This is a genomic window from Halopseudomonas sp. MFKK-1, from assembly GCF_027474385.1.
GTDB lineage: Bacteria > Pseudomonadota > Gammaproteobacteria > Pseudomonadales > Pseudomonadaceae > Halopseudomonas > Halopseudomonas aestusnigri.
The window spans coordinates 817,868-841,382 of the sequence record NZ_CP114836.1 but is presented as its reverse complement, the minus strand read 5'-3'; the positions used below and the strand labels follow the sequence as shown (position 1 = coordinate 841,382).

The following is a 23,515-nucleotide window of genomic DNA, read 5'->3' as shown; positions in this document are numbered from 1 at the left end:
CCTGCGGGCGTAAGGGTCTCTCTGTATAGCGTGTGACGGCGATGGTCGCAATAGCGCTGAGTGTCGCGGCAGTGTCCTTGCGGACACTGCGCAGATCAGTGACTGCTGCCGATCTCCCGCTCGAGGCGGTCGAGCTGCTGGGCGACCTGGACACTGGCCTGTTCCATGTCCAGGAGCAGCCGGTGCAGCCTGTCATTGTCACCCTTGAGAGCGGCGTCGCGCGCCTGCAGACCGCATTCATGTACCTGGCGATGCACGTTTTCCAGCTGACGATATGCCGGCAGGTGGCTGTACAGGTCAGCTCCCTGGCCACGGTAATACCATTGCCCCAGGCGGCATTCGTGGTGATCGGTGAGTGATTGGCTCAGGTTGCCGGCGGCGATGCGCTGGTATAGATCCATCTTCCAGACCACATGATCGAGCTTAACGGTCGACAGAAAGCTGCGCGTGGCAGAGCTGTTGATCACCTGCTTCATCCGGTCGGCATGGTCGATGACCTGATGGGTTACCTGATCAATCTGCTGGGCAGAGGCGGCGATTTCCAGGCTGCTCTGCATGGATTCTTCAGCCATGCCGGACAGGGTCTGGCTCTTTTCCATTACCTGGGTTACCAGAACCTCAATGTTTTCGCTGGCGTGCTGTGCCTTCTCGGCGAGACTGCGTACCTCATCGGCTACCACGGCAAAGCCGCGACCCACTTCGCCGGCTCGTGCTGCCTCAATGGCCGCATTCAGGGCCAGCAGGCTGGTCTGTTTGGATATGTCCTGGATGACGGCAATGAAGGCACGAATGCGGCCGGCGGTTTCGTCAAGGCTGCTGGCAGATTCGGCATTGCGCTCGGCATGGTTGCCGACCGTGTCGGAGCGTGCCTGCAGGCTGCGCACCGCCTGCTGGGTCTGGGCGAATATCTCGCTCAGCGCGGTCAGGGTCTGTTGCTCATCCATCAGACGGCTCGCTGCGCCGGCCACCGATTCGCGCACATCCTGGACCAGATGATCACCCATTTCCCGGCAACCGAGCAGCTTCTGGGACAGGGTCTGCTCGCTCTCGGCAATGCCGATACGCGCATCGAACTGCCGTTGTCGTTCGTCCAGTTGTGCCGTCAGGGCGCCGAGTTGCTCCTGCAGTTGCCGGTTCAGTTCTTGGGATTGTTGCAGCTCTGCGCGCAATTGACGGCTTTTGAACACGTTTTGCTCCTGGATGGGCAGGGAGGGGTATAGGGACGATACTGTTATCGGGCCGACTCGGACTTGCTATCGGCCGAGTAACATCAAACTGTAATGATGCGTTGATTCGACTGGCAGATTATTGATTTGCGGCAGGATTTGCCTTGTCGCTCAGCGTTGGCAGCGGCTATGGCCCGACATATCCGCAGTCGATCAAGCTTCACCGGAGCACGGCACAGCGACTAGGGTTGGGAAAACAAAAAGCGCCCCGCGCCAAAGCCGCCCGGGCAGACAATGGAGAGCATGCTGTGGACACCGAATTGCGCTGGTTGAAGTCGTATCCGTCGGACGTGAATTGGGAGCTTGCCTATACCCCGGAGGCCATTCCGGCGTTGCTGGACGCGGCCGTCACCGAGTTCCCCGATAATCCGGCAATCGACTTCCTTGGCCACAAGCTTACCTACAGCGAACTCGACGCGCTGGTCTCCCGCGCGGCCTGTGGTCTGCAGAAACTGGGGGTTGGCCCCGGCGTCCATGTGGGGCTGTATCTGCCCAACTGCCCGCATTACTTCATCGGTTTTCTGGGTGTGCTGCGCGCCGGCGGGACGGTGGTGAACTATTCACCGCTGGATGCTGAACGCACCCTCGAGCACAAGATCGAGGACAGTCAGACCGACATCATGCTGACGCTGGATCTGGAGGCCTTTTACCCGCGTATGGCGAGCCTGATGACGCGCACTCGGCTGCGTCAGCTGGTCGTGGGCAGTCTGGTCGAGTTCTGTGGTGAGGTCAGTGACGAGCAGCGCCATCTGCTTGGCAAACCGGCGATGGTGGCCTGGGGCGATCAGTGCTGCAGTTTTGCCGAGCTGCTGGACAATGCCGGCGATTATCGGGAGCACCTGCTGGCCGATCCGGCCAACACGCTGGCTGTGCTGCAATATACCGGCGGCACCACCGGCGTCCCCAAGGGGGCGATGCTGACCCACGGCAATATCACGGCCTCCTGTGCCCAGCTGCGCGAGGTGTTGCGTTCGGCGATCGTGCCCGGGCAGGAGCGGGTGCTGGCAGTGCTGCCGCCGTTCCACATCTACGCGTTGATGGTGAATATGATCTTTGGCCTGCGTGCTGCCGCCGAGATCTACCTGCACCCGCGTTTTGACGTGCTGACGGTACTGCGCGAGATCAGTCAGAGCCGCATTACCACCTTCCCGGGCGTGCCGACCATGTTCATCGGTCTGCTCAGCCATCCGGAGACCGACAAGCACGACCTGTCGTCGCTGAAAATGTCCAACTCCGGTGGCGCGCCGTTGCCGGTCGAGGTCCAGCAGCAGTACTTCTCCCGTTCCGGTTGCGCCCTGCGTGAGGGCTGGGGGATGACCGAAACCACCACCAGCGGCACCTTTACGCCGCGCGACGCCCAGCCGCGCCCCGGGTCATGCGGTGTGCCGGTGCCGGGCACGCAGATTCGCATCCTGCCGCTCGACGGCGGCGAAACCGAGCTGCCGATCGGCGAGCGTGGTGAGGTCTGCATCAAGGGGCCGAATATTACCGCAGGCTACTGGAAGCGCCCGGACGCGACGGCAGAGGCAATGACTGCAGACGGCTTCCTGCGTACCGGTGATGTGGGCTACATGGACGAGGATGGTTACGTCTACATCGTCGATCGTACCAAGGACATGATCCTGTGCAGCGGCTACAACGTCTATCCGCGGGTGATCGAAGAGGCCATCTACGAGTACCCGGGCGTTGAGGAGGTATCGGTCATCGGGGTCGATGACCCCTATCGCGGGCAGGCGCCGAAAGCCTTTATCAAGCTGCGTGCCGGCGTCGAGCCCTTCGACTTCGAAACCCTGCAGGCGTTTCTCGCTTCGCGTCTTGGCAAGCATGAACGTCTGAGCGCGATGGAAATTCGCGCGGAGCTGCCGAAGACGCCGGTGGGCAAATTGTCGAAGAAGGAGCTCTACGAAGAGGAGCGCCAGCGGCAGGCCGCCCCGGCGACGGCCTGATCGCGATGCCCTGACTCAGGCGGAGAGCCGCTGGGTCAGGGTGCTCAACTCCCCGGACAACTCATGCAGGGACTGGCTGGCGCGAGCGGTGTTGTCGACTTCGCTCTGGTTGGCTGCGGCAATATCGGTGATCTCGGTGATGTTGCGGGTAATGTCCTCGGCAACGCTGGTCTGTTCGTCGGCTGCGGTTGATATCTGTCGGTTCATGTCGCGGATCGACTCGATCGCGACGGTGATCTGGGTCAGGCGCTCACCCGCCAGGTTGACCTGTTGCATGCTCGACTCGCTGCGGGTCTGACCGATGGCGATGGCCTTGACCGCTGCGTCGGCCCCGGACTGCACATCATTGATGATCTGCTGAATTTCAGCGGTTGATTCTGCGGTGCGCTTGGCCAGCGTGCGGACTTCGTCGGCGACGACAGCAAAGCCGCGTCCGGCCTCACCGGCGCGTGCCGCTTCGATGGCCGCGTTCAGGGCGAGCAGGTTGGTCTGCTCGGCGATCCCCTGAATCACATCCAGTACCTTGCCGATGCGATTGCTGTCTCCTTCCAGGCGCCGGATAACCTCGGTGGTCTGGGTGATCTGTGCCAGCATGTCCTGCATCGCCTGGATCGTGTGCTGCATGACCCGGCCGCCTTCCTGAGCATTGCTGTCGGCATCGTCTGCGGCGCGGGCAGCCTCGGCGGCATGCTGCGCAACCTGCATGGAGGCTGCAGACATTTCCTGCATGGCGGTGGCTACCTGGTCCGTGCGCGAGAACTGCTCTCGGCTGCCATGGGCCATGCGGGTAGCGATGGTGTTCAGCTCTCCGCTGGCGCGATCCAGCTCACTGGTACTGCGCTGCAGCTGGCTGAAGGTGTCTTCCAGGAAGCTGCGCAGCTGGTTGGCCGCCCGGGCGAGGGTGCCCAGCTCGTCGTCCCGACGCAGGGTGATGGGCTTGCCAAGTCGGCCCTGGCTCAGCTGTTCAACCTGCTCGATCAGCTGGGTTATCGGGCTGACCAGGCGCCGGTTTACCAGCCACAGGCTGAGTACGCCGATCACCACTGCTGCGATGACCAGTATTGCAAGCCCGATCCAGACGGTGGTCGCAGCGGTTGCGTTGATCTCGTTGCCTTGTTGCTGTGCGGCTCCGTTCAGCTGGCTGGACAGCTGGTTCATGTGCTCGCTGACCTGACGGTCGATTCCGCGCGCAGCCTTGTCGCCTGCGGTCGGCTCCATTCCCGCGGCCTCGTAGGCTTGCAGACTGTCGCGATAGCGTGAACCCAGCTGGCGGTGCTCTTCAGCCAGCGCGCGCACCTCCGCCAGTGTCTGCGGCTCCAGCTCAAGGGTGCCTATCTGCTGCAGGGTGGCCTGTACTGCCTGTTCTGATGCCTCAAACTGGCTCCAGTACTTCTCCCGATCAGCCGGTGCTGCGCCGCGCAGCAATACGTTCTTCCACTCCTGCACCTGGGTCTTGAATTCCAGGTTGGCGCGATTGATCAGTGTGGCGCTGGCCAGCGGGCTGGCCAGCAGGTTGCGATAGCTGTTGACGCTTCCAGACAGGGTCAGCGTGATAATGAGTGCAACCAGCAGCATGAGCGCCAGGCTGCCGGTCATGAGTGTGAGGGTTTGCAGTCGCAAGGAGCGGTTTATAGCCATGTGAACACCTGTCGTCAGGGTTGTCGGGCGGTCCTTCACCTCGGGAAAAAGCGATTGTTCAGTGTATCGACCGTTGCGCGCAGAGCTGAATTTTTTTGTAACGGCTGCTGCTGCCTGCCACTGTCTACACTGTTCACTTTCATTGATAATGGCCGCTAATTTGAGTCTGGCACAGGAATTTGATGATGTTATTGGCTTTGGCCGCGGTTGTAGTGGGACTGGCGCTTCTGGTCTGGAGCGCAGATCGCTTCGTTGATGGTGCGTCGGCGACCGCCAGTCATGCGGGCATGCCGCCGCTGCTGATCGGCATGCTGATCATCGGCTTCGGCACCTCGGCGCCCGAGATGGTGGTGTCTGCGCTGGCCGCCGGCCAGGGCAATCCGGGGCTGGCACTGGGTAACGCCTATGGCTCAAACATCACCAATATTGCGCTGATCATCGGTCTTGTTGCGGTGATCAGCCCGATCAAGGTGCATTCGCAGGTGATTCGCAAGGAGTTGCCGATTCTGCTCGGCATCACCCTTCTGGCGGGCTACCAGCTGCTTGACGGGCAGCTTTCGCGCAACGACGCCTGGGTGCTGATCGGGGTGTTTTTTGTGTTGATGGGCTGGTCCATCGTTCAAGGCCTGCGCGGCAAGGATGATGCCTTGTCCGGTGAGTACGCCGAGGAGGTGGCTGCCCACGCAATGCCGCTCCCCAAAGCCCTGTTCTGGCTGGTACTGGGTCTGGTACTGCTGATCGTCAGTTCCCGCGTGCTGGTATGGGGCGCAGTGTTTATTGCCGAAAGCCTGGGTGTGAGTGACCTGGTCATCGGGCTGACCATTGTCGCCATCGGCACGTCGCTGCCGGAGCTGGCCTCCTCGCTGGCCGCCATTCGCCGCAACGAGCATGACCTTGCGCTTGGCAATGTGATCGGCTCCGGCCTGTTCAATACCCTTGCGGTGGTGGGCATCGCCGCCGGCATCGCGCCGCTGGCAGTCGACCCGGTCGTGCTGCAGCGCGACTGGGTAATCATGTTCGTATTGACCGCGGTTTTGCTATTTATGGGCATCGGGCGGTTCGGCAAGCAGGGCGAGGTGACTCGCTTCAACGGTATCCTGCTGTTGGCAACCTACGTGGGCTATACCGGGTGGCTGGTCAGCACCATGCTGCGCTGACCGACTGGCGGTTGGGAGGTTCGTGTTGCTATGCGAGCCGCCCAGCCGGTGTATGATGGCCCATCTTCATTCCGCCAGAGACTTTCTGTTCCGCCATGTCTGACGCGAAAACCGCTCCTGCGCAGCATAAGCCGCGCCCGCTGATCGACCTGCTGGTCAGCATCCTCCTGCCCTCGATCATTCTCATGAAGCTCAGTGGCGACGACAACCTCGGCGCTACCAATGCGCTGCTGCTGGCGCTGGCTTTTCCGGTGGGCTGGGGGTTGTTCGAACTGGTGCAGTATCGCAAGTTCAACTTCATTGCCTTGCTGGGCGTGATCAGCGTGCTGCTGACCGGTGGCATCGGCGTGCTGCAACTTGATACCCGCTGGCTTGCGATCAAGGAAGCCGCGGTACCGGGTGTCATCGGCCTGGCCGTGCTGATTTCTACCCGCACGCGTTACCCGCTGATTCGTACCCTGCTGTACAACGAGAAGGTGATCAACGTCGCGCTGGTGCAGGAGCGCCTGCAGGAACGCGGCCTGGTCGACATCTTCAATCTGCGCCTGCTGCGCGCGACCTATTTTCTGGCCGGCACCTTCTTTTTCTCTTCGGCGATGAACTACATCGTCGCCAAATGGATCGTCGTCAGCCCGGCGGGTACCGAAGCCTTCAATGAAGAACTGGGGCAGATGACGCTGGTCAGCTATCCGATGATCGCGATTCCGTCGATGATCATGATGATGGCCATTCTGTTCTACCTCTGGCGCACCATCCACGGCCTGACCGGTCTGAGCATGGAAGAGATCATGGCGCAGCAAAAGGGCTAGCGAAGCTAGGTGGGCTAGCCAGCGGCAAGCCACAAGCTACAAGCTACAAGCTACAAGCAAACCCGCGCGGTGTTCAGCCGTGCGGGTTTTTTTACGGTTGCATGGGGGCAGATAGTGGACGGGTGTAACAGCAGGGCCGCATGCAGCGCAGCCGCCATTTTCCAGCGCAAAAACAAAACCCGGCATCGAGACCGGGTTTGCTTGTAGCTTGCAGCTTGAGGCTGCGCTTGGCGCGCCTACAGCGCAGCAAAGGCCTCCCGCAGCGTGGCAACCGTGCGTTCGGGGTTGTGCAGCTTGTCCAGGCCGAACAGGCCGAGGCGGAAGGTCTTGAAGCCTTCCGGTTCGTCGCACATCAGCGGTACGCCGGCTGCGGTCTGCAGGCCGAGCGGGGCGAAGGCCTTACCGCTCTGGATAGCGTCGTTGTCGGTGTAGCTGACGACGACCCCGGGGGCGCCGAAGCCGTCAGCCGCAACACTCTTGTAGCCCAGCTCCTGCATTAGCTCGCGCACGGCGGTGCCGAGCGCCAGTTGTTCCTGCTTGACCTTGGCGAAGCCGTAGTCGCGGGTTTCGAGCATGGTATCGCGGAAGGCCTTGAGGGCATCGGTCGGCATGGTGGCGTGGTAGGCGTGGCCGCCGTTCTCGTAAGCCTGCATGATCTGCCGCCACTTCTTCAGGTCGGCGGCAAAGCTGGTGCTGGTGGTCTGTTCCAGAACCTGCTCGGCGCGTTCGCTGAACATGATCAGGGCGCTGCACGGGGAGGCGCTCCAGCCCTTTTGCGGCGCGCTGATCAGCACGTCGATACCGAAGGCCTGCATGTCGACCCAGACGGTGCCGGAGGCGATGCAATCGAGGACGAACAGGCCACCGACTTCGTGTACGGCATCGGCAACCGCGCGCAGGTAGTCATCCGGCAGAATGATACCCGCGGCTGTTTCGACGTGCGGGGCGAATACCACATCCGGCTTGCTGGCGCGAATCTCGGCGACAACCTGGTCAATCGGCGCCGGGGAAAACGCGGGCTGGTTGCCGGTATCGGATTTGACCGCCTTGAGTACGGTCTCGCTGGCCGGGATGCGTGCCATCTCGAAAATCTGACTCCAGCGATAGCTGAACCAGCCGTTACGAATGACCAGGCACTTCTTGTCCTGGGCAAACTGGCGCGCAACGGCTTCCATACCATAGGTGCCGCCACCGGGAACCACTGCCACCGCGTGGGCGTTGTACACGCTCTTGAGCGTAGTGGAAATGTCACGCATGACCTGCTGGAAGGTTTGCGACATGTGATTGAGCGAGCGATCGGTAAAGACGACCGAGTATTCCAGCAAGCCTTCGGGATCGATGGCGGGAACCAGTTTGGACACGGGGTTTCTCCAGACGGTTGACAGGAAACGCCGGCGTTGCCTGCGTTGATGTGCTGACAATCCTACCCCGATTCCGGGCCGGACGCAGTTCGGAAAAGCGGCGTTTTGTTAACTCCGGGAACAGTTGCCCGGGCGCGTATCCGTTTCGCCCAGGTTGTGCGCCCAGACCGGATTGGCGGGGGGGCTCAGCCGGTCAGCATTGACCAGCAGGTTTCGCAGGCAGCCTTCAGGTCTTCCGGCTGCAAGACCAGCAGGCCTTCGCGTTCGCACTTGACCAGATTGGCAAAGCTGCCCCAGACCATGGCCATGAGTACTTCGGCCCGCAGGTCGCGACGGTAGATGCCTTGCTCCTGATACTGCCGATATTGTCTGACCAGCGGGGTAAAGAACTGCTGTTCGAGTTGCCGGCTCTGTTCGTCCAGATAGGGCCGGTGATCCTGCATCTCGAGAAAACGATAGGTGTCCGGATGCTGGCGGCTGTAGTCGATCATGCGCTGCCAGACAATGTCGAACTGCGCCCGGGCCGGCAGGCTGCGATCGAGGCCGTCAAACAGCAGGTCGCGTTTGAACTGTCGCTGGCTGCGGAACAGTTCGTTGACCAGTGCCTCCTTGCTGCTGAAATAGCGATAGATGGTGCCGGTACCCACCTGTGCCTGTTCGGCCAGGGCAGGTATTGGCACACCGTTTACGCCACCGGCGGCAAATACCTTCAGGGCCGCGTCCAGAATGGCCTGGCGTTTGTCCCTGATGCGCGGTCGGGCTGCTTTCCCGGTTTCAGTCGGTGTCTTCATGTTGGCATTCTAGCGACCAGCGCCGGGTTTGTGCAGAGTGGGGAGGGGGAGCTGTTAACGGCAAACGGGGCAGTCTGACTGCCCCGTGCTTGCCGCGATTTGATCAGTTGCGACGGCTGTCGATAACCGCTTGCCAGGTGATGACGTCCTCGTCCTCCGGCGGCTGCGAACGGCGCTTGTCGGCGCTGCGCGCAATCAGCCAGCCGATCAACGTGAAGATCGACACGGCGAGCAGGATCAGACTGGCGACCGCGTTGATCTCCGGCTTCACGCCCAGACGCACGGCGGAGAATACCTCCATCGGCAGAGTGGTGGAGCCCGGGCCGGATACGAAGCTGGCCAGTACCAGGTCATCAAGCGACAGGGTAAAGGACAGCAGCCAGCCAGCGGCGATCGATGGTGCGATCATCGGCACGGTGATCAGCAGGAAGGTCTTCCACGGGCGCGCGCCGAGATCCATCGCGGCCTCCTCGATCGACTGGTCAAGCTCGCTCAGGCGACCGCTGACCACGACTGCCACGTAGGCGGTACAGAAGGTCACGTGGGCGATCCAGATGGTCACCATGCCGCGCTCTGCCGGCCAGCCAATCATCTGCGCCATGGCGACGAACAGCAGCAGCAGCGACAGACCGGTAATCACCTCGGGCATGACCAGCGGCGCAGTGACCAGCCCTGAAAACAGGGTGCGGCCCTTGAAGCGCTTGATGCGGGTCATGACGAAGGCCGCCAGGGTGCCGAGCGCCACCGCCGCTGTGGCGGTGAAGAAGGCAATCTGCAGGCTGCGTTTGACCGCATTCATCAGCTGGGTGTTGTCCAGCAGACCGACATACCAGTGCACCGACCAGCCGCCCCAGACGGTAACCAGCCGGGAGGCGTTGAACGAGTAGATCACCAGAATGATCATCGGCAGGTAGATGAATACCAGGCCCAGCCAGAGCATCAGGGTGGAGAAGTTGGGGCGCTTGCTCATGCTTTTTTCTCCATTTCCTTGGCCTGGTTGTAGTGGAACAGCACCAGCGGGACGATCAGGATAACCAGCATGACAATGGCGAGCGCCGAGGCAACCGGCCAGTCACGGTTGTTGAAGAATTCCTGCCAGAGTACCTTGCCGATCATCAGGGTTTCCGGGCCGCCCAGCAGTTCGGGGATAACGAACTCACCGACCACCGGAATGAACACCAGCATGGAGCCGGCGATGATGCCGGTTTTCGACAGCGGCACGGTAATGCTCCAGAACGCCTTGATGCGACCGGCGCCCAGGTCCATGGCCGCTTCGAGCAGGCTGTGATCGTGCTTGACCAGGTTGGCGTACAGCGGCAGCACCATGAACGGCAGGTAGGCGTAGACCACGCCGATATAGACTGCCGTGTTGGTGTTGAGGATCTGCATCGGCTCGCTGATCAGACCCAGACTCATCAGGGTGCTGTTGAGCAGGCCGTTGTTGCTGAGGATACCCATCCAGGCGTAGACGCGGATCAGGATCGCGGTCCAGGTCGGCATCATCACCAGCAGCAGGTAGACCAGTTGCTTTTCGCGCGGCGCCCGGGCGATGGCATAGGCCATCGGGTAGCCGACCAGCAGGCAGATCAGGGTCGAGAAAAAGGCAATTTTCAGCGAACCCAGATAGGCGGACAGGTAGAGACCGTCCTGGCTGAGGAAGATGTAGTTGCCGAGGTTGAGCATGACGTTGAGCTTCTGCTCGACGTACTGGAAGATCGGCTGATAGGGCGGAATGGCGATCGCGGCTTCCGAAAAGCTGATCTTCAGCACGATGGCGAAGGGCAGCAGGAAGAACAGGAACAGCCAGAGATAGGGGACGCTGATGACCCAGAAGCGCCCCGTCGGTGTCAGGCGTGGCATTTTCATGAGTGCAGAATGACCCCGCTGTCGTCTTCCCAGCTGATGTACACCTCGTCCTCCCAGGTCGGGCGAGGCAGGCGACGCTCGGAGTTGGCGAAGAAGGCCTGGACCATCTTGCCGCTATCGAGCTTGATGTAGTAAACCGAGTGGCCGCCGAGATAGGCGATGTCATGCACCACGCCGTGGGAGCTGTTGTACTCGCCCTCGGGCTTCTCGGTGCTGACCCAGACTTTCTCCGGGCGCAGGGCGTAGATGATGCTCTTGTCCTGGGCGCGGGTGGTGATGCCGTGGCCGACGTAGATCGGCTTGTCGAGGCAGTCGCACTGGATGATCGCGTGGTCTTCCATGTCGGCGCTGATCTCGCCTTCAAAGATGTTCACACTACCGATGAACTCGGCGACATGACGGCTGACCGGGCTTTCATAGATATCCATCGGCGTGCCGACCTGGGCAATCCAGCCCTGGTGCATGATGGCGATACGCTGGGCCATGGTCATGGCCTCTTCCTGGTCGTGGGTGACCATGATGCAGGTCACGCCGACGCGCTCGATGATCTCGACCAGCTCCAGTTGCATCTGGGTGCGCAGCTTCTTGTCCAGCGCGCCCATGGGTTCGTCCAGCAGCAGGACCTTCGGACGCTTTGCCAGCGAGCGGGCCAGAGCCACACGCTGACGTTGCCCGCCGGAGAGCTGATCCGGCTTGCGCCGCGCGTACTCGGTCATGTGCACGAGCTTGAGCATTTCCTTTACGCGCTCGTTGATTTCGGCCTTTGGCAGTTTGTCCTGCTTGAGGCCGAAGGCGATGTTCTGTTCGACCGTCATATGCGGGAACAATGCGTAGGACTGGAACATCATGTTGATCGGGCGCTCGTAGGGCGGCAGATCGGTGATGTCCTGACCATCGAGCAGTACGCGGCCCTCTGTTGGGCGCTCGAAGCCGGCGAGGATGCGCAGCAAGGTCGACTTGCCCGACCCCGAGCCGCCGAGCAGAGCGAAGATTTCGCCGCGATTGATGCTCAGACTGACGTCGTCTACCGCCAGCGCTTCATCGAACCGCTTGCTGATGCGCTCAATCTTCACAAAGTCATTGGGCTCGGCCTTGGCCATCGCCTGTTTCATGGCTCCTGCTGCACCAACCATAGTCGTCTCCGGATCTCTTTCCACCTGTGCAGCACCGCTGCACACAAAGATATTGGCGGGCCGCCGCAGCGGCACCTTGCGTGTTTGTTCTGTTGATTCAACAAGGGGCTGCCGGAAGGCAGCCCCTTGAGTGTCTTACTGACCTGACTTGATGCGGCTCCAGGTGCGGGTCATCAGTCGCTGTGCGGCCATCGGACGCGGCACGTTGACGTAGAGTCGGCTCATCACCTCGTCGCTCGGGTAGATCGCCGGATCATTGCGCACTTCCGGGTCAACCAGCTCGTCGGATGCCTTGTTCGGGTTGGCGTAGGCAACATAGTCGGTGATCGGCGCGATTACGTCCGGGCGCAGGATGTAGTTGATGAAGGCGTGGGCTTCTTCCGGATTCGGCGCATCCTTCGGGATGGCCATCATGTCGAACCACAGGGCAGTCCCTTCCTTCGGAATGATGTAGTTGATCTCGACGCCGTTCTCGGCTTCCTCGGCGCGGTAGGCGGCCTGGAAAACATCGCCCGAGTAGCCTGCCGCGACACAGATGTCGCCGTTGGCCAGATCGGAAATGTAGCGCGAGGAGTGGAAGTAGGTGATGTACGGACGAACCGCCAGCATCAGTTCTTCGGCCTTCTTCAGGTCATCGGCATCGCTGCTGTTCGGGTCCAGGCCGAGGTAGCTCAGCGCTGAGGGCAGCATTTCATCCGCCGAATCCAGCACGCTCACGCCACAGCTGGCGAGCTTGCTGGCGTATTGCGGATCAAAGATCAGCGCCCAGGAGTCCAGCGGTGCGTCGTCACCGAGAGCGGCTTTAACCTTCTCGACGTTGTAGCCAATACCGTTGGTGCCCCACAGATAGGGAATGGAGTGCGCGCTGCCCGGGTCGATGCTTTCCATTTGCTTCATCAGCTCGGGATTGAGGTTGACCATGTTGGGCAGCTTGCTGTGATCAAGCTCAAGGTAGACACCGGCCTTGATCTGCTTGGTCAGGACGTTGTTGGACGGTACGACGATGTCGAAGCCGGAGCGACCTGTCAGCAGCTTGGCATCGACCACTTCGTTCGAGTCATAGACGTCGTAGGTCACCTTGATGCCGGTTTCCTTCTCGAAGTTGGCAATGGTGTCCTCGGCGATGTAGTCCGACCAGTTGTAAATGTTCAGTTGGCCTGCGGCATGCGTGACACCGGCTCCGCCCAGCAGGGCGGCAGTGGTCAGTGCCAGCAGCGACTTTTGCATTGGATGCTTCATGGTGTCTCCTGATTCGGACACCGGCTTGCGCCGGGCCCTTCTGGTTTCTGGTCGATGCAGGAGGGGAGTCCTGCAGTCGACCGTTTCTTGTTACTTTCTTTGGCGTTACTGACCGGACTTGACGCGCGTCCAGACTCGGGTCCGGGTACGCTCGATGTTGGCCGGCAACTCTGCCAGAGTAAAGAGTTTGGCCAGGGTCTCGTCGCTGGGGTATACGCCCGGATCGGTTAGCACGCTTTCATCAATCATCGGCTTGGAGGCCGCGTTGCCATTGGCATAGGCAACATAGTTGGATATGCCGGCGATCACCTCGGGGCGCAGAATATAATCCATAAACGCGTAGGCGTTATCGACATTTTTTGCGTCCTTGGGAATGGCCATCATGTCGAACCACATGGCCGCGCCTTCCTTCGGAATCACGTAGCTGACTTCAACCCCGTTTTCGGCCTCTTCAGCCCGCGCTGCGGCCTGCAGAATATCCCCGGACCAGCCAACCGCAACGCAGATGTCGCCATTGGCCAGGTCGGTAATGAACTTGGAGGAGTGGAAGTAGGTGATGTGCGGACGCACGCTCATCAGCAGCTCCTGGGCCTTCGGATAATCCGCAGCGTCGGTGCTGTTCGGGTTCAGCCCGAGGTAGAACAGGGCCGACGGAATAATCTCGGCCGGTGCGTCCAGGAAGGCCACGCCGCAGGAGGCCAGCTTCTCCATGTTTTCCGGCTTGAATACCAGATCCCATGAGTTCAGCGGTGCATCTTCGCCCAGCACAGCCTTGACCTTCTCGGCGTTGTAGCCGATGCCGGTGGTGCCCCACAGATACGGGAAGGCGTACTGGTTGCCGGGGTCGTTGGTTTCCAGTGCCTTGAGCAGTGTCGGATCCAGATTTTCCCAGTTCGGCAGCTTGCTGCGGTCCAGCGGCAGGAAGGCGCCAGCCTTGATCTGCTTGCCGAGGAACTGGTTGGAGGGAACGACGATGTCGAATCCGGAGCTGCCGGAGAGCAGCTTGGCTTCCAGTACTTCGTTGCTGTCGAACACGTCGTAGACCGGGCGGATGCCGGTTTCCTTCTGGAAGTTGTCGAGCGTGTCCTCGGCGATGTAGTCCGACCAGTTGTAAACGTTTACCACTTCCTCTGCGGTGGCTGCGGTGCTGATGGATACAGCAGTGGCTGTTGCCAGCAGGGTCTTGCCCAGATGTTTCATCATCGTTTCAACTCTCCATCCATTGTTTGGAAACGCGGTGTTGGCATGGGTGCCATTTCGGTGAGCGAAAAAGGCACCCTACAGGCCAGCATAGCCGCTGGTCGGACTCGGGGCGATCAGACTCCCAGTTGCTCGGCTACCAGATCCAGCACCTTCCAGGCCTTGTCGACCAGTTCGTCGATTTCGGCGCGGCTGATGATCAGCGGCGGCGACATGATCATGGTGTCGCCGACCGCGCGCATCACCAGACCGTTGGCGACGCACAGATCACGGCACAGTGTGCCAACGGTACCCTTGTCCGGGAAGCGCTCACGGGTTGCCTTGTCCTTGACCAGCTCGATGGCGCCGAGCAGGCCGACACCGCGAACTTCACCGACCAGGCGATGTGCTGCCAGGCCGGCAATCTTGTCCTGCAAATACGGTGCCGCTTCGTTGCGAACGTAGTCGACAATTTTCTCGTCGCGCATGATGCGCAGGTTTTCCAGGCCGACGGCCGCGGATGCCGGATGACCGGAGTAGGTGTAGCCGTGGTAGAACTCGCCGCCGTGCTCGATCATGGTTTCGGCAACGCGGTCGCTGACGATCACCCCGCCCATTGGCAGATAGCCCGAGGTCATGCCCTTGGCGATCGGCATCAGGTCGGGCTGCAGGTCATAGTGCTGGCTGGCGAACCACTGGCCGGTGCGACCAAAGCCGCAGATCACCTCGTCGATGACCAGCAGGATCTCGTACTTGGCCAGAATGCGCTTGATTTCCGGCCAGTAGGTATCCGGCGGAATGATCACGCCGCCGGCACCCTGAATCGGCTCGGCGATGAAGGCTGCGACCTGATCGATGCCCAGTTCGAGAATCTTGGCTTCCAGCTGCTGGGCCGCCCAGATGCCGAACTCGTCCGGCGACATGTCACCACCCTCGCCATACCAGTACGGCTGCGGGATGTGCACGATACCGGGGATCGGCAGGTCACCCTGTTCATGCATTACCGACATGCCGCCGAGACTGGCGCCGGCTACCGTCGAGCCGTGATAACCGTTGATACGGCTGATGATGGTTTTCTTGGTTGGCTTGCCCTTGAGGTCCCAGTAGCGGCGCACCATGCGCAGCACGGTATCGTTGGATTCGGAACCTGAGCCGGTGAAGAACACATGATTCATATGCTCAGGTGCGACTTCGGCGATAGCCGTGGCCAGCTCGATGGCCGGGGGGTTGGCGCACTGGAAGAAGCTGTTGTAGTAGGGCAGCTTCAGCATCTGCTGGTAGGCGGCCTCAGCCAGTTCCTTGCGGCCGTAGCCGATATTCACGCACCACAGACCGGCCATGCCGTCGAGCACCTTGTTGCCTTCGCTGTCCCAGAGATACACGCCCTCGGCGCGCTCGATGATGCGCGTGCCGCGCTCACCCAGCTCCTTGTGGTCGGTAAAGGGGTGCAGATAGTGGGCGGCGTCCATGGCCTGCAGTTCGGCGGTATTGAGTTTGCTCATACGGTACTCCGGTTTCCGTGGTGTCGCTGCCCTCCGGCAGCGACCGTTACAGGGTTGAGGGATCAGACGGACAGCAGCAGGAACTCGCGCTCCCAGGAGCTGATCACCCGTTTGTAGTTTTCGTGTTCGGCGCGCTTGACCGCCACATAGCCGCGGCAGAACTTGCTGCCGAGCACTGCTTCAATGTCCTTGCATTGCTCCATGCGCTCCAGTGCCGATTCGATGGTCAGCGGCAGGCGCAGGTTGCGGCGTTCATACGCGCGGCCCTTGACCGGTGCCGACGGTGACATGCGGTTTTCCATACCCAGGTAGCCGCACAGCAGACTGGCCGCAATGGCAATGTAGGGATTGGCATCTGCGCCGGGCAGGCGGTTTTCGACCCGACGGTTCTGCGGGTTGGAGTCCGGCACGCGCAGGCCGGCGGTACGGTTCTCTTCACCCCACTCGACGTTCACCGGTGCCGAGGTGTCGGGCAGGAAGCGGCGGAACGAGTTGACGTTCGGCGCGAACAGCGGCAGCACTTCCGGGATGTAGCGTTGCAGACCGCCGATGTGGTGCAGGAACAGCTCGCTCATGCTGCCATCATCATTGGAGAAAATATTCTTGCCGGTCTTGGCGTCAACGATGCTCTGGTGCAGGTGCATGGCGCTGCCCGGCTCATTGGTGATCGGCTTGGCCATAAAGGTCGCGGTCATATCGTGCTTGAGCGCAGCCTCGCGCATGGTGCGCTTGAACACCTGAATCTGATCGGCCAGATGCAGCGGGTCACCGTGACGGAAGTTGATTTCCATCTGCGCGGTGCCTTCCTCGTGGATCAGGGTGTCCAGATCCAGGCCCTGAGCCTCGCACCAGTCGTACATGTCTTCGAACAGCGGGTCGAATTCGTTGGCGGCGTCGATGGAGAAGGACTGGCGGCCGGTTTCCTGGCGGCCGGAGCGGCCGATCGGCGGCTGCAGCGGCAGGTCCGGGTCTTCGTTGCGGCGGGTCAGATAGAATTCCATCTCGGGCGCGACGATCGGCTTCCAGCCCTTTTTCTCATACAGCTTGAGCACGGTCTTGAGGACGTTGCGCGGCGCCATCTCGATGGGATTGCCCATCTTGTCAAAGCAGTCATGGATGATCTGCGCAGTCGGTTCCAGTGCCCACGGCACCATGAACATGGCGGTCTCGTCCGGCTTGCAGATCATGTCGATATCGGCCGGGTCGAGCAGGTCGTAATAGATGTCATCTTCTACATAGTCGCCGGTAACCGATTGCAGCAGGATGCTTTCGGGCAGACGCATGCCTTTCTCCGAGATGAACTTCATGGTCGGAGCGATCTTGCCGCGGGCAATACCGGTCAGGTCGCCCACCATGCATTCCACTTCAGTAATCTTGTTTTCTTTAAGCCAGCTTTCAATCTTGTTCATAACCGCCTCAGGAGTGTCGCGACGCACGGGCCCGGCAGGCGTTTCCGAACGCCTGGAAGATCGACAGGTAAAACGGATTGCGGGTTACCTGCCATTCGGGGTGCCACTGTACGCCGAGAGCGAATTGGGTTGCCTGGCTGACCGAGAAGGCCTCAATCAGTCCATCGGGTGCTGTCGCTTCAGGCTGCAGACCGGCTCCCAGTGTAGCGACTCCCTGAGTGTGCAGGGAATTGACCTGAGCCGAGCTGCAGCCTGAAATTTCGTAGAGCAACCCCCCGGGCTCAAGACGAACCTCGTGAGCTGGGCCATACTGAATGTCGACCGGCTGATTCTTGTCCTCGCGGTGTTCGATATAACCGCCGACTTCGTACAGTCGCTGATGCAAAGTGCCGCCAAAGGCGACGTTCATTTCCTGAAAGCCTCGGCAGATGCCGAGTACCGGAACGCCGTGGTCAATTGCGGCGCGAATCAATGGCAGGGTGGTCGCGTCGCGCTTGGGGTCGTGCTTGGTGCCTTCGGCGCTACCCGGCCCGCTGTAATGATGGGGCTCAACGTTGGACGGCGAGCCGGTAAACAGGATGCCGTCCAGCAGGTCCAGCAGCTGATCGCTGTCCAGTCGCTCGCCCAGGGCCGGAATCAGCAGCGGCAGGCCGTTGGCACCGTCCACGACGCCGAGAATGTATTTCTCGCCGACGATGTTGAAAGGGTGCAGCCCGAGCTGTTCCGAGCAGCAGACGATACCAATGACGGGTTTGCGTACGACGGACATTTGATGTTCCAGCAAGTCAGAGACAAAGTGAATGCGAACCGATTGTTGTTCGTTTTTTCGTACAATAGCAATAAAAAATAATTAACACAAAGAGCAAAAATAACGAACACGCGAGGTAGTCATTTTGGTCTTTAACGCCCGTCTGTGGCCTTTTATAGGGCAGTGCGCACCATGTTTGTGCGGTATCAGTTCTATTGACTCCGAAGGGCCTTTCGGATTAACTCACATCGTGTAAGTTCTGTGATTGATATATTTTACAAATAACAGGTGAAATCCCATGCAGCCCCAAGCCGGAGCGGATGCTGTAACCGCCGTCCCCGCCACGCCCAGTGAGCCGGTAGGCATCCAGGAAGCGGAGGCCTTTCTGGCCGCGCATCCGGAAACCCATTTTATTGACCTTCTTATTGCCGATATGAACGGTATCGTGCGCGGCAAGCGCATTGATCGTTCTGCGTTGGCCAAAGCCTTCGAGAAGGGCATCGCATTGCCGGCATCGGTCTTTGCGCTGAACATTCAGGGTACGACCGTAGAAGAGACCGGTCTCGGTCTGGAAATCGGCGATGCGGACCGCATTTGCCTGCCGATTCCCGGAACCCTGACGGTTGAACCATGGCAGAAGCGTCCAACCGGACAACTGCTGATGACCATGTACGAGCTGGACCGCAAGACCCCCTTCTTCGCCGACCCCCGCTATGTTCTGCAACGTATCGTAGAACGCTTCAAGGATCTCAAGCTGACCCCGGTGTCTGCCTTCGAGCTGGAGTTCTACCTGATTGACCAGGAGAACATTACCGGCCGCCCGCAGCCGCCGCGCTCTCCGATGTCCGGCAAGCGTCCCAATTCGGTGCAGGTCTATTCCATGGATGATCTGGACGAATACGCCGAGTTCCTTGAGGACGTCATCGAAGCTGCCCACGAGCAGGGCATCCCCGCTGACGCCATCGTGGCCGAGTCGGCACCGGGGCAGTTCGAGGTCAACCTGCACCATGTTGATGATCCGGTTAAGGCCTGTGACTTCAACGTGCTGCTCAAGCGGGTGATCAAGAACGTGGCCTACGACCATGAAATGGATACCACTTTCATGGCCAAGCCTTATCACGATCAGGCCGGTAACGGTATGCACGTGCATATCAGCCTGATGGACGAGAACGGCCGCAATGTCTTTGCGCCCAATGCCGACGGCAGTTTGAGCGATCGCCTGCGCTGGGCTGTTGGTGGCCTGCTGGAAACCCTGCCGCAGTACATGGCCTTCCTGTGTCCGAATATCAACTCCTATCGTCGTTTCAGCCCGAGTTTCTTCGTGCCCTGTGCGCCGACCTGGGGTATTGATAACCGCACCGTGGCAGTCCGTGTGCCCGGTGGCGACCCGGAGGCAATGCGTATCGAGCACCGCCTGGCCGGCGCCGATGCCAACCCGTACTTGCTGATGGCAGCATTGCTGTCGGCCATTCACTACGGTATCAGCAATCAGGTCGAGCCGCCGGAGATGACCGAGGGCAACGCTTACGATCAGCATGAGCCGTCGCTGCCGACCAACCTGCGTGATGCGCTGCGTGAGCTGGAAGCCTCCGAGGTAATGAAGGAGTATATCGGCGAGGAATATCTCGACGTATTTGTACTCTGCAAGGAAAGTGAGATGGAGGAGTTCGAGAAGACCATTTCCGACCTTGAGTACATGTGGTACCTGCACACCGTCTGACCACGTTGTGGCCAATCACAATCCCGCCCTCCGGCGGGATTGTTCGTTATGCGAGAGCCTTTGTGATGAACGATTCCTGGTATCGGGCCAGCGTGCCCGCCGTTCCGCCCCGCGCACAGCTGCAGGGTGTGCTGGATGCGGATGTCTGTATTGTCGGCGCCGGTTTTACCGGCCTGTCTGCGGCGCTGGAGCTGGCCGAGGCCGGGCGCAGCGTGATTGTGCTCGAGGCAGAGGATGTCGGCTGGGGCTGCTCGGGTCGTAATGGCGGGCAGATCAATCCCGGGGTGGCCTGCGATCATGCCAGGGTGGTTAGTGAGCTGGGCGAGCAGGACGCTCGCCGCGTCTGGCAGCTCGGGCTCGATGGTGTAGACCTGCTGCGCGACCGGGTCGAGCGCTACGGCATCGACTGTGATCTGAAGTGGGGGATTTTGCTGGTTGCCAACAAGGCGCGGCAGGTTCCCGAGTTGCGGGCCTGGCAGCAGGAGCTGGGTGAGCTTGGCTACGACCGGCTGGAGTTTCATGATCGGGCGGCGCTGCAGGGCTTGCTGAACGCGGATTATCAGGCCGGCGTGATGGATTTGGGTGGTGGCGATCTGCACCCGCTCAAGTATGTACAGGGGCTGGCTCGTGCTGCCGAGCAGGCCGGTGTGCGCATTTTCGAGCGCTCCGCGGTCCGCAGCTATCGCGAGCAGCGCGGGCAGGTTCAGGTTTGTACGGCTGGCGGTCAGGTACGCGCCGGTCATCTGCTGCTGGCGGGTAACGCCTACCTCGGCAAGCTGCTGCCCTGGTACCGCAAGGGCTTTATGCCGATCGGCAGTTACATCGGTGCGACTCGGCCGCTCGGCGATCTGGCCGAACAGTTGATTCCCTCCCGCGCAGCGGTCTGCGACATGAACACCCTGATCGATTATTACCGGCTGACGCCGGATAACCGTCTGCTGTTCGGTGGGCGCGCCAGTGCCCGCGATGCCCGTCCCGATGCATTGCGCCAGACCATGCGTGAGCGCATGGCGCAGGTGTTTGGGCAACTGGCGGGTGAGGATTTCGAATACCTCTGGGGTGGTCAGGTCGCGATGACCATGAGCAAGGCGCCGGTGTTTGGTCGGCTGGGGCCGCGGGTGCTGTTTACCCAGGGCTATTCCGGACAGGGCGTGGCGCTGGCCGGATTGGCGGGCAAGCTGATGGCCGAGACGGTGCTGGGCGATGCCCGCAACTTTGACCTGATGGCGCGCTGGCGTCATCTGCCGGTTCCGCCGGGTGCGCCGCTGCAGACCGCTATCCGGGCGCTGGCGCTGCTGTGGTATCGTCTGCAGGACAGTCGTTGATACGGAACCCCTATGAGCAGATCCGCCCCGAAACGCCGCGCCAGCAGTCAGGAACGGATCGACCGTATCCTCGAGGCTACCACTGCGCTGCTTGACCAGGGCGGGCTGAGCGCGCTGTCGATCTACGCCATCGCCGAGCAGGCCGACATTCCCCCGTCTTCGGTGTATCACTTTTTTCCTCAGGTCAGCGACGTGCTGGCGGCGCTGGCCGAGCGCCTGTTCCTTGAGCTGGACGGGATTCTCCAGATACCTCCAGTCTCCCACCCGTCCAGCTGGATGGCGCTGGTCGCCGACATCGAACAGCGTTTTCAGGACTATTACCGCGGCAATCCGGCCGCCCGTGAGCTGCTGTTGGGCGGGCATGATCTGGCCGCCATTCGCCAGGCCGACCAGCAGCACGATCAACTGCTGGGGCGGCGGTTTCAGCAGTGCTTGGCCGAGGTCTTCGTGCTGCCGCCGTTGCCGAATGATGTGGATATCTTCGCGCTGGCCATGCAGGCGGCAGACAAGCTGCTCGCCGTCGGTTATCAGCAGTCTGGCGAGTTGAGCGACCCCATTTGCCGTGAAGCAACACGGCTGATGACCGCCTACCTGGGCGTCTATCTGCCGCCGGTACTGGCGCGGGTCGAGGGGCGCTGAGTGGGGCTGGTGCGCTGGTGGCGTGAGCGCAGCGAACAGCGTCGCTTGCAGCGTGTGCAGGGTGAGCTTGATCCGGCCCTGTGGCAGCAGGCGCTGGGTGACTGGCCCTGTTACCGGCACCTGAGCGCGGCCCAGCGTGAGCGTCTGCATGACACCGCGCTGCGTTTTTTGCTGCGCAAGCATCTGCATCCGCTGGAGGGTGTTGAGCTGGACGATGTTCTGCGTTTGCGGGTCGCCGGAATGGCTGTTCTGCCGGTGCTGGAGATTGGTTTGCACTGGTACGACGGCTGGCAGACCCTGGTGCTCTACGACGGTCCGTTCCGCACCCGGCAGCAATGGCGTGACGAGGCCGGCGTGGTGCACGAAGCGGTGCGCGAGCTGAGCGGCGAGGCCTGGTTGCATGGCCCGGTGGTGCTGTCGCTGGAGGATGTTCGCCATTCTGGGCAAGCGGACGGCTTCAACGTGGTTATTCATGAGCTGGCGCATACGCTGGATATGCGCTCATCCGCCGCCAATGGTTCGCCGCCGCTGCACCGCGGCATGAGCCAGGCCGATTGGGCGCGTGACATGCAAGCCGCCTGGGATGATCTGGCCCAGCGTGCCGAACGCGGTGAGCACCTGCCCCTGGATGCCTACGCGCTGGAGGCGCCGGCTGAGTTCTTTGCCGTGTTGTCGGAGAGCTTTTTCGAATGCCCACAGGTGCTGCACCGCAGCTGGCCTGCAGTCTACCGGCATTTGGTCGATTTTTATCGGCAGGATCCGCTGCGCTGGCATGCCTGAGCGGTGGTGGTGCGCAGGCAGCGCTATGCTTATGGCTGATGTTATGCCGGCTTTCTCGTTAAATATCGGCGAGGCGGCGGGAAAGTCATTGTCAATCAGTTTTTAATTGGTTATAAGTCGATAAATATCGGCTTTTTGTCGAATTCTACCTTCAGGAGAGCGTCATGACCCGTACCGTTACCGTAGCCGCAACCCAGATGGGCTGTTCCTGGGATCGTCAGGCCAACCTCGCACAGGCAGAAAGGCTGGTGCGTGAGGCGGCAGCCAAGGGCGCGCAGATCATCCTGATTCAGGAGCTGTTCGAAACCCCGTACTTCTGTCAGAAGCCCAATCCGGACTACCTGCAGCTCGCGACGCGGGTTAAAGACAACCCGGCGATCAGGCACTTTCAGGCGCTGGCCAGGGAGCTTGAGGTCGTGCTGCCGATCAGTTTCTTCGAGCTGGCCGGGCGGGCGCGCTTCAACAGTGTTGCCATCATTGACGCCGACGGCAGCAACCTGGGTATCTACCGCAAGAGCCATATTCCCGATGGCCCCGGCTACCACGAGAAGTACTACTTCAACCCGGGTGACACCGGCTTCAAGGTCTGGCAGACCCGCTACGCCAAGATCGGCGTCGGTATCTGCTGGGATCAGTGGTTCCCCGAGTGTGCCCGCAGCATGGCGCTGATGGGGGCCGAGCTGCTGTTTTATCCGACTGCCATTGGCAGCGAGCCGCATGATCACAGCATCAACTCGCGGGATCACTGGCAGCGCGTGCAGCAGGGCCATGCCGGCGCCAACCTGATGCCGCTGATTGCCAGTAACCGCATTGGCCGCGAAGAACAGGATGGCTACGACATTACCTTCTACGGCTCGTCCTTTATCGCCAATCAGTTCGGTGAAAAGGTGCAGGAACTGAACGAAACGGACACCGGCGTGCTGGTGCAGACCTTTGATCTGGACGAGCTGGAGCACATCCGCAGCGCCTGGGGTGTATTCCGCGACCGCCGGCCAAACCTGTACGGCCCGGTCAAAACCCTGGATGGCGAGCTGGAGTCCTGAGCCG

Annotated in this window: 20 protein-coding genes; 8 read left to right on the top strand and 12 right to left on the bottom strand. The window is 60.9% G+C overall.

The features are described from left to right. Positions 1-95 precede the first annotated feature (95 nt). The gene (locus tag O5O48_RS03755; RefSeq protein ID WP_269688186.1) at positions 96-1,187 is read right to left on the bottom strand and encodes a methyl-accepting chemotaxis protein; all 1,092 of its coding nucleotides are present in this window, start codon (positions 1,185-1,187) and stop codon (positions 96-98) included. A gap of 287 nt (positions 1,188-1,474) precedes the next feature. Here O5O48_RS03755 and O5O48_RS03750 point away from each other — a divergent pair, with 287 nt between their 5' ends. After that, positions 1,475-3,172, top strand: coding sequence for a long-chain-fatty-acid--CoA ligase (locus O5O48_RS03750; RefSeq protein ID WP_233048798.1), 1,698 nt, complete (start codon positions 1,475-1,477; stop codon positions 3,170-3,172). Between the two features lie 15 nt (positions 3,173-3,187). Here O5O48_RS03750 and O5O48_RS03745 read toward each other — a convergent pair whose 3' ends face one another. Then, the gene (locus tag O5O48_RS03745; protein WP_233048799.1) at positions 3,188-4,810 is read right to left on the bottom strand and encodes a methyl-accepting chemotaxis protein; all 1,623 of its coding nucleotides are present in this window, start codon (positions 4,808-4,810) and stop codon (positions 3,188-3,190) included. A gap of 185 nt (positions 4,811-4,995) precedes the next feature. Between O5O48_RS03745 and O5O48_RS03740 the strand changes: the two genes are divergently transcribed. Both O5O48_RS03740 and O5O48_RS03735 read left to right on the top strand, forming a co-directional pair. Then, positions 4,996-5,967, top strand: a complete 972-nt coding sequence (locus O5O48_RS03740) for a calcium/sodium antiporter (protein ID WP_228245708.1) — start codon at positions 4,996-4,998, stop codon at positions 5,965-5,967. Positions 5,968-6,062: 95 nt separating this feature from the next. Next, entirely contained in the window at positions 6,063-6,776 is a 714-nt protein-coding gene (locus O5O48_RS03735) for a VC0807 family protein (RefSeq protein WP_228245709.1), read from the top strand. Positions 6,777-7,012: 236 nt separating this feature from the next. Here O5O48_RS03735 and O5O48_RS03730 read toward each other — a convergent pair whose 3' ends face one another. The 10 genes from O5O48_RS03730 to O5O48_RS03685 all read right to left on the bottom strand — a co-directional run bounded on the left by O5O48_RS03730 (position 7,013) and on the right by O5O48_RS03685 (position 18,025). Continuing rightward, complete coding sequence (locus tag O5O48_RS03730; RefSeq protein WP_269688185.1) at positions 7,013-8,137, bottom strand: aminotransferase class V-fold PLP-dependent enzyme; 1,125 nt, start codon at positions 8,135-8,137, stop codon at positions 7,013-7,015. A 185-nt stretch (positions 8,138-8,322) separates the two neighbouring features. Beyond that, the gene (locus O5O48_RS03725; RefSeq protein WP_088276230.1) at positions 8,323-8,928 is read right to left on the bottom strand and encodes a TetR/AcrR family transcriptional regulator; all 606 of its coding nucleotides are present in this window, start codon (positions 8,926-8,928) and stop codon (positions 8,323-8,325) included. A 103-nt stretch (positions 8,929-9,031) separates the two neighbouring features. Continuing rightward, complete coding sequence (locus tag O5O48_RS03720; protein WP_228245712.1) at positions 9,032-9,898, bottom strand: ABC transporter permease subunit; 867 nt, start codon at positions 9,896-9,898, stop codon at positions 9,032-9,034. Beyond that, positions 9,895-10,794: an ABC transporter permease subunit gene (locus O5O48_RS03715; RefSeq protein WP_269688184.1), complete on the bottom strand. Its 900-nt coding sequence runs from the start codon at positions 10,792-10,794 to the stop codon at positions 9,895-9,897. Before O5O48_RS03715 ends, O5O48_RS03720 begins: the two co-directional genes overlap by 4 nt. Further along, the gene (locus O5O48_RS03710) at positions 10,791-11,927 is read right to left on the bottom strand and encodes an ABC transporter ATP-binding protein (RefSeq protein ID WP_228245713.1); all 1,137 of its coding nucleotides are present in this window, start codon (positions 11,925-11,927) and stop codon (positions 10,791-10,793) included. The genes O5O48_RS03715 and O5O48_RS03710 overlap by 4 nt, the downstream gene beginning before the upstream one ends. Before the next feature lie 135 nt (positions 11,928-12,062). Next, positions 12,063-13,154, bottom strand: a complete 1,092-nt coding sequence (locus tag O5O48_RS03705) for a polyamine ABC transporter substrate-binding protein (protein ID WP_269688669.1) — start codon at positions 13,152-13,154, stop codon at positions 12,063-12,065. A 117-nt stretch (positions 13,155-13,271) separates the two neighbouring features. Next, positions 13,272-14,366 carry an extracellular solute-binding protein gene (locus tag O5O48_RS03700; protein WP_269688668.1) on the bottom strand — a complete coding sequence of 365 codons (1,095 nt, stop codon included), beginning with the start codon at positions 14,364-14,366 and terminating at the stop codon, positions 13,272-13,274. A gap of 116 nt (positions 14,367-14,482) precedes the next feature. Continuing rightward, the gene (locus O5O48_RS03695) at positions 14,483-15,847 is read right to left on the bottom strand and encodes an aspartate aminotransferase family protein (RefSeq protein WP_228245715.1); all 1,365 of its coding nucleotides are present in this window, start codon (positions 15,845-15,847) and stop codon (positions 14,483-14,485) included. Positions 15,848-15,909: 62 nt separating this feature from the next. After that, the gene (locus O5O48_RS03690) at positions 15,910-17,256 is read right to left on the bottom strand and encodes a glutamine synthetase family protein (protein WP_088276224.1); all 1,347 of its coding nucleotides are present in this window, start codon (positions 17,254-17,256) and stop codon (positions 15,910-15,912) included. Positions 17,257-17,263: 7 nt separating this feature from the next. Further along, a complete protein-coding gene (locus O5O48_RS03685) occupies positions 17,264-18,025 on the bottom strand; it encodes a gamma-glutamyl-gamma-aminobutyrate hydrolase family protein (RefSeq protein ID WP_228245716.1) in 762 nt (253 codons plus the stop codon). 277 nt (positions 18,026-18,302) lie between these two features. On the opposite strand from O5O48_RS03685, the gene O5O48_RS03680 reads away from it, so the two are divergent. The 5 genes from O5O48_RS03680 (at position 18,303) to aguB (ending at position 23,511) form a co-directional block, all read left to right on the top strand. Beyond that, the gene (locus O5O48_RS03680) at positions 18,303-19,724 is read left to right on the top strand and encodes a glutamine synthetase family protein (protein ID WP_088276221.1); all 1,422 of its coding nucleotides are present in this window, start codon (positions 18,303-18,305) and stop codon (positions 19,722-19,724) included. 65 nt (positions 19,725-19,789) lie between these two features. After that, positions 19,790-21,049 (top strand): NAD(P)/FAD-dependent oxidoreductase, encoded by a 1,260-nt coding sequence (locus O5O48_RS03675; RefSeq protein ID WP_269688183.1) that lies wholly within the window; start codon positions 19,790-19,792, stop codon positions 21,047-21,049. Between the two features lie 12 nt (positions 21,050-21,061). Next, a complete protein-coding gene (locus tag O5O48_RS03670; RefSeq protein WP_269688182.1) occupies positions 21,062-21,688 on the top strand; it encodes a TetR/AcrR family transcriptional regulator in 627 nt (208 codons plus the stop codon). Between the two features lie 9 nt (positions 21,689-21,697). Then, positions 21,698-22,468 (top strand): zinc-dependent peptidase, encoded by a 771-nt coding sequence (locus tag O5O48_RS03665; protein WP_269688181.1) that lies wholly within the window; start codon positions 21,698-21,700, stop codon positions 22,466-22,468. A 164-nt stretch (positions 22,469-22,632) separates the two neighbouring features. Next, positions 22,633-23,511: an N-carbamoylputrescine amidase gene (aguB, locus tag O5O48_RS03660; protein ID WP_269688180.1), complete on the top strand. Its 879-nt coding sequence runs from the start codon at positions 22,633-22,635 to the stop codon at positions 23,509-23,511. Positions 23,512-23,515: the final 4 nt, after the last annotated feature.

Coding starts and splice junctions, on each gene's coding strand:
- O5O48_RS03745 (WP_233048799.1), bottom strand. CDS start 4,810: ATGGCTATAAACCGCTCCTTGCGACTGCAAACCCTCACACTCATGACC.
- O5O48_RS03740 (WP_228245708.1), top strand. CDS start 4,996: ATGTTATTGGCTTTGGCCGCGGTTGTAGTGGGACTGGCGCTTCTGGTC.
- O5O48_RS03735 (WP_228245709.1), top strand. CDS start 6,063: ATGTCTGACGCGAAAACCGCTCCTGCGCAGCATAAGCCGCGCCCGCTG.
- O5O48_RS03725 (WP_088276230.1), bottom strand. CDS start 8,928: ATGAAGACACCGACTGAAACCGGGAAAGCAGCCCGACCGCGCATCAGG.
- O5O48_RS03720 (WP_228245712.1), bottom strand. CDS start 9,898: ATGAGCAAGCGCCCCAACTTCTCCACCCTGATGCTCTGGCTGGGCCTG.
- O5O48_RS03715 (WP_269688184.1), bottom strand. CDS start 10,794: ATGAAAATGCCACGCCTGACACCGACGGGGCGCTTCTGGGTCATCAGC.
- O5O48_RS03710 (WP_228245713.1), bottom strand. CDS start 11,927: ATGGTTGGTGCAGCAGGAGCCATGAAACAGGCGATGGCCAAGGCCGAG.
- O5O48_RS03705 (WP_269688669.1), bottom strand. CDS start 13,154: ATGCAAAAGTCGCTGCTGGCACTGACCACTGCCGCCCTGCTGGGCGGA.
- O5O48_RS03700 (WP_269688668.1), bottom strand. CDS start 14,366: ATGAAACATCTGGGCAAGACCCTGCTGGCAACAGCCACTGCTGTATCC.
- O5O48_RS03695 (WP_228245715.1), bottom strand. CDS start 15,847: ATGAGCAAACTCAATACCGCCGAACTGCAGGCCATGGACGCCGCCCAC.
- O5O48_RS03690 (WP_088276224.1), bottom strand. CDS start 17,256: ATGAACAAGATTGAAAGCTGGCTTAAAGAAAACAAGATTACTGAAGTG.
- O5O48_RS03685 (WP_228245716.1), bottom strand. CDS start 18,025: ATGTCCGTCGTACGCAAACCCGTCATTGGTATCGTCTGCTGCTCGGAA.
- O5O48_RS03680 (WP_088276221.1), top strand. CDS start 18,303: ATGCAGCCCCAAGCCGGAGCGGATGCTGTAACCGCCGTCCCCGCCACG.
- O5O48_RS03675 (WP_269688183.1), top strand. CDS start 19,790: ATGAACGATTCCTGGTATCGGGCCAGCGTGCCCGCCGTTCCGCCCCGC.
- O5O48_RS03670 (WP_269688182.1), top strand. CDS start 21,062: ATGAGCAGATCCGCCCCGAAACGCCGCGCCAGCAGTCAGGAACGGATC.
- aguB (WP_269688180.1), top strand. CDS start 22,633: ATGACCCGTACCGTTACCGTAGCCGCAACCCAGATGGGCTGTTCCTGG.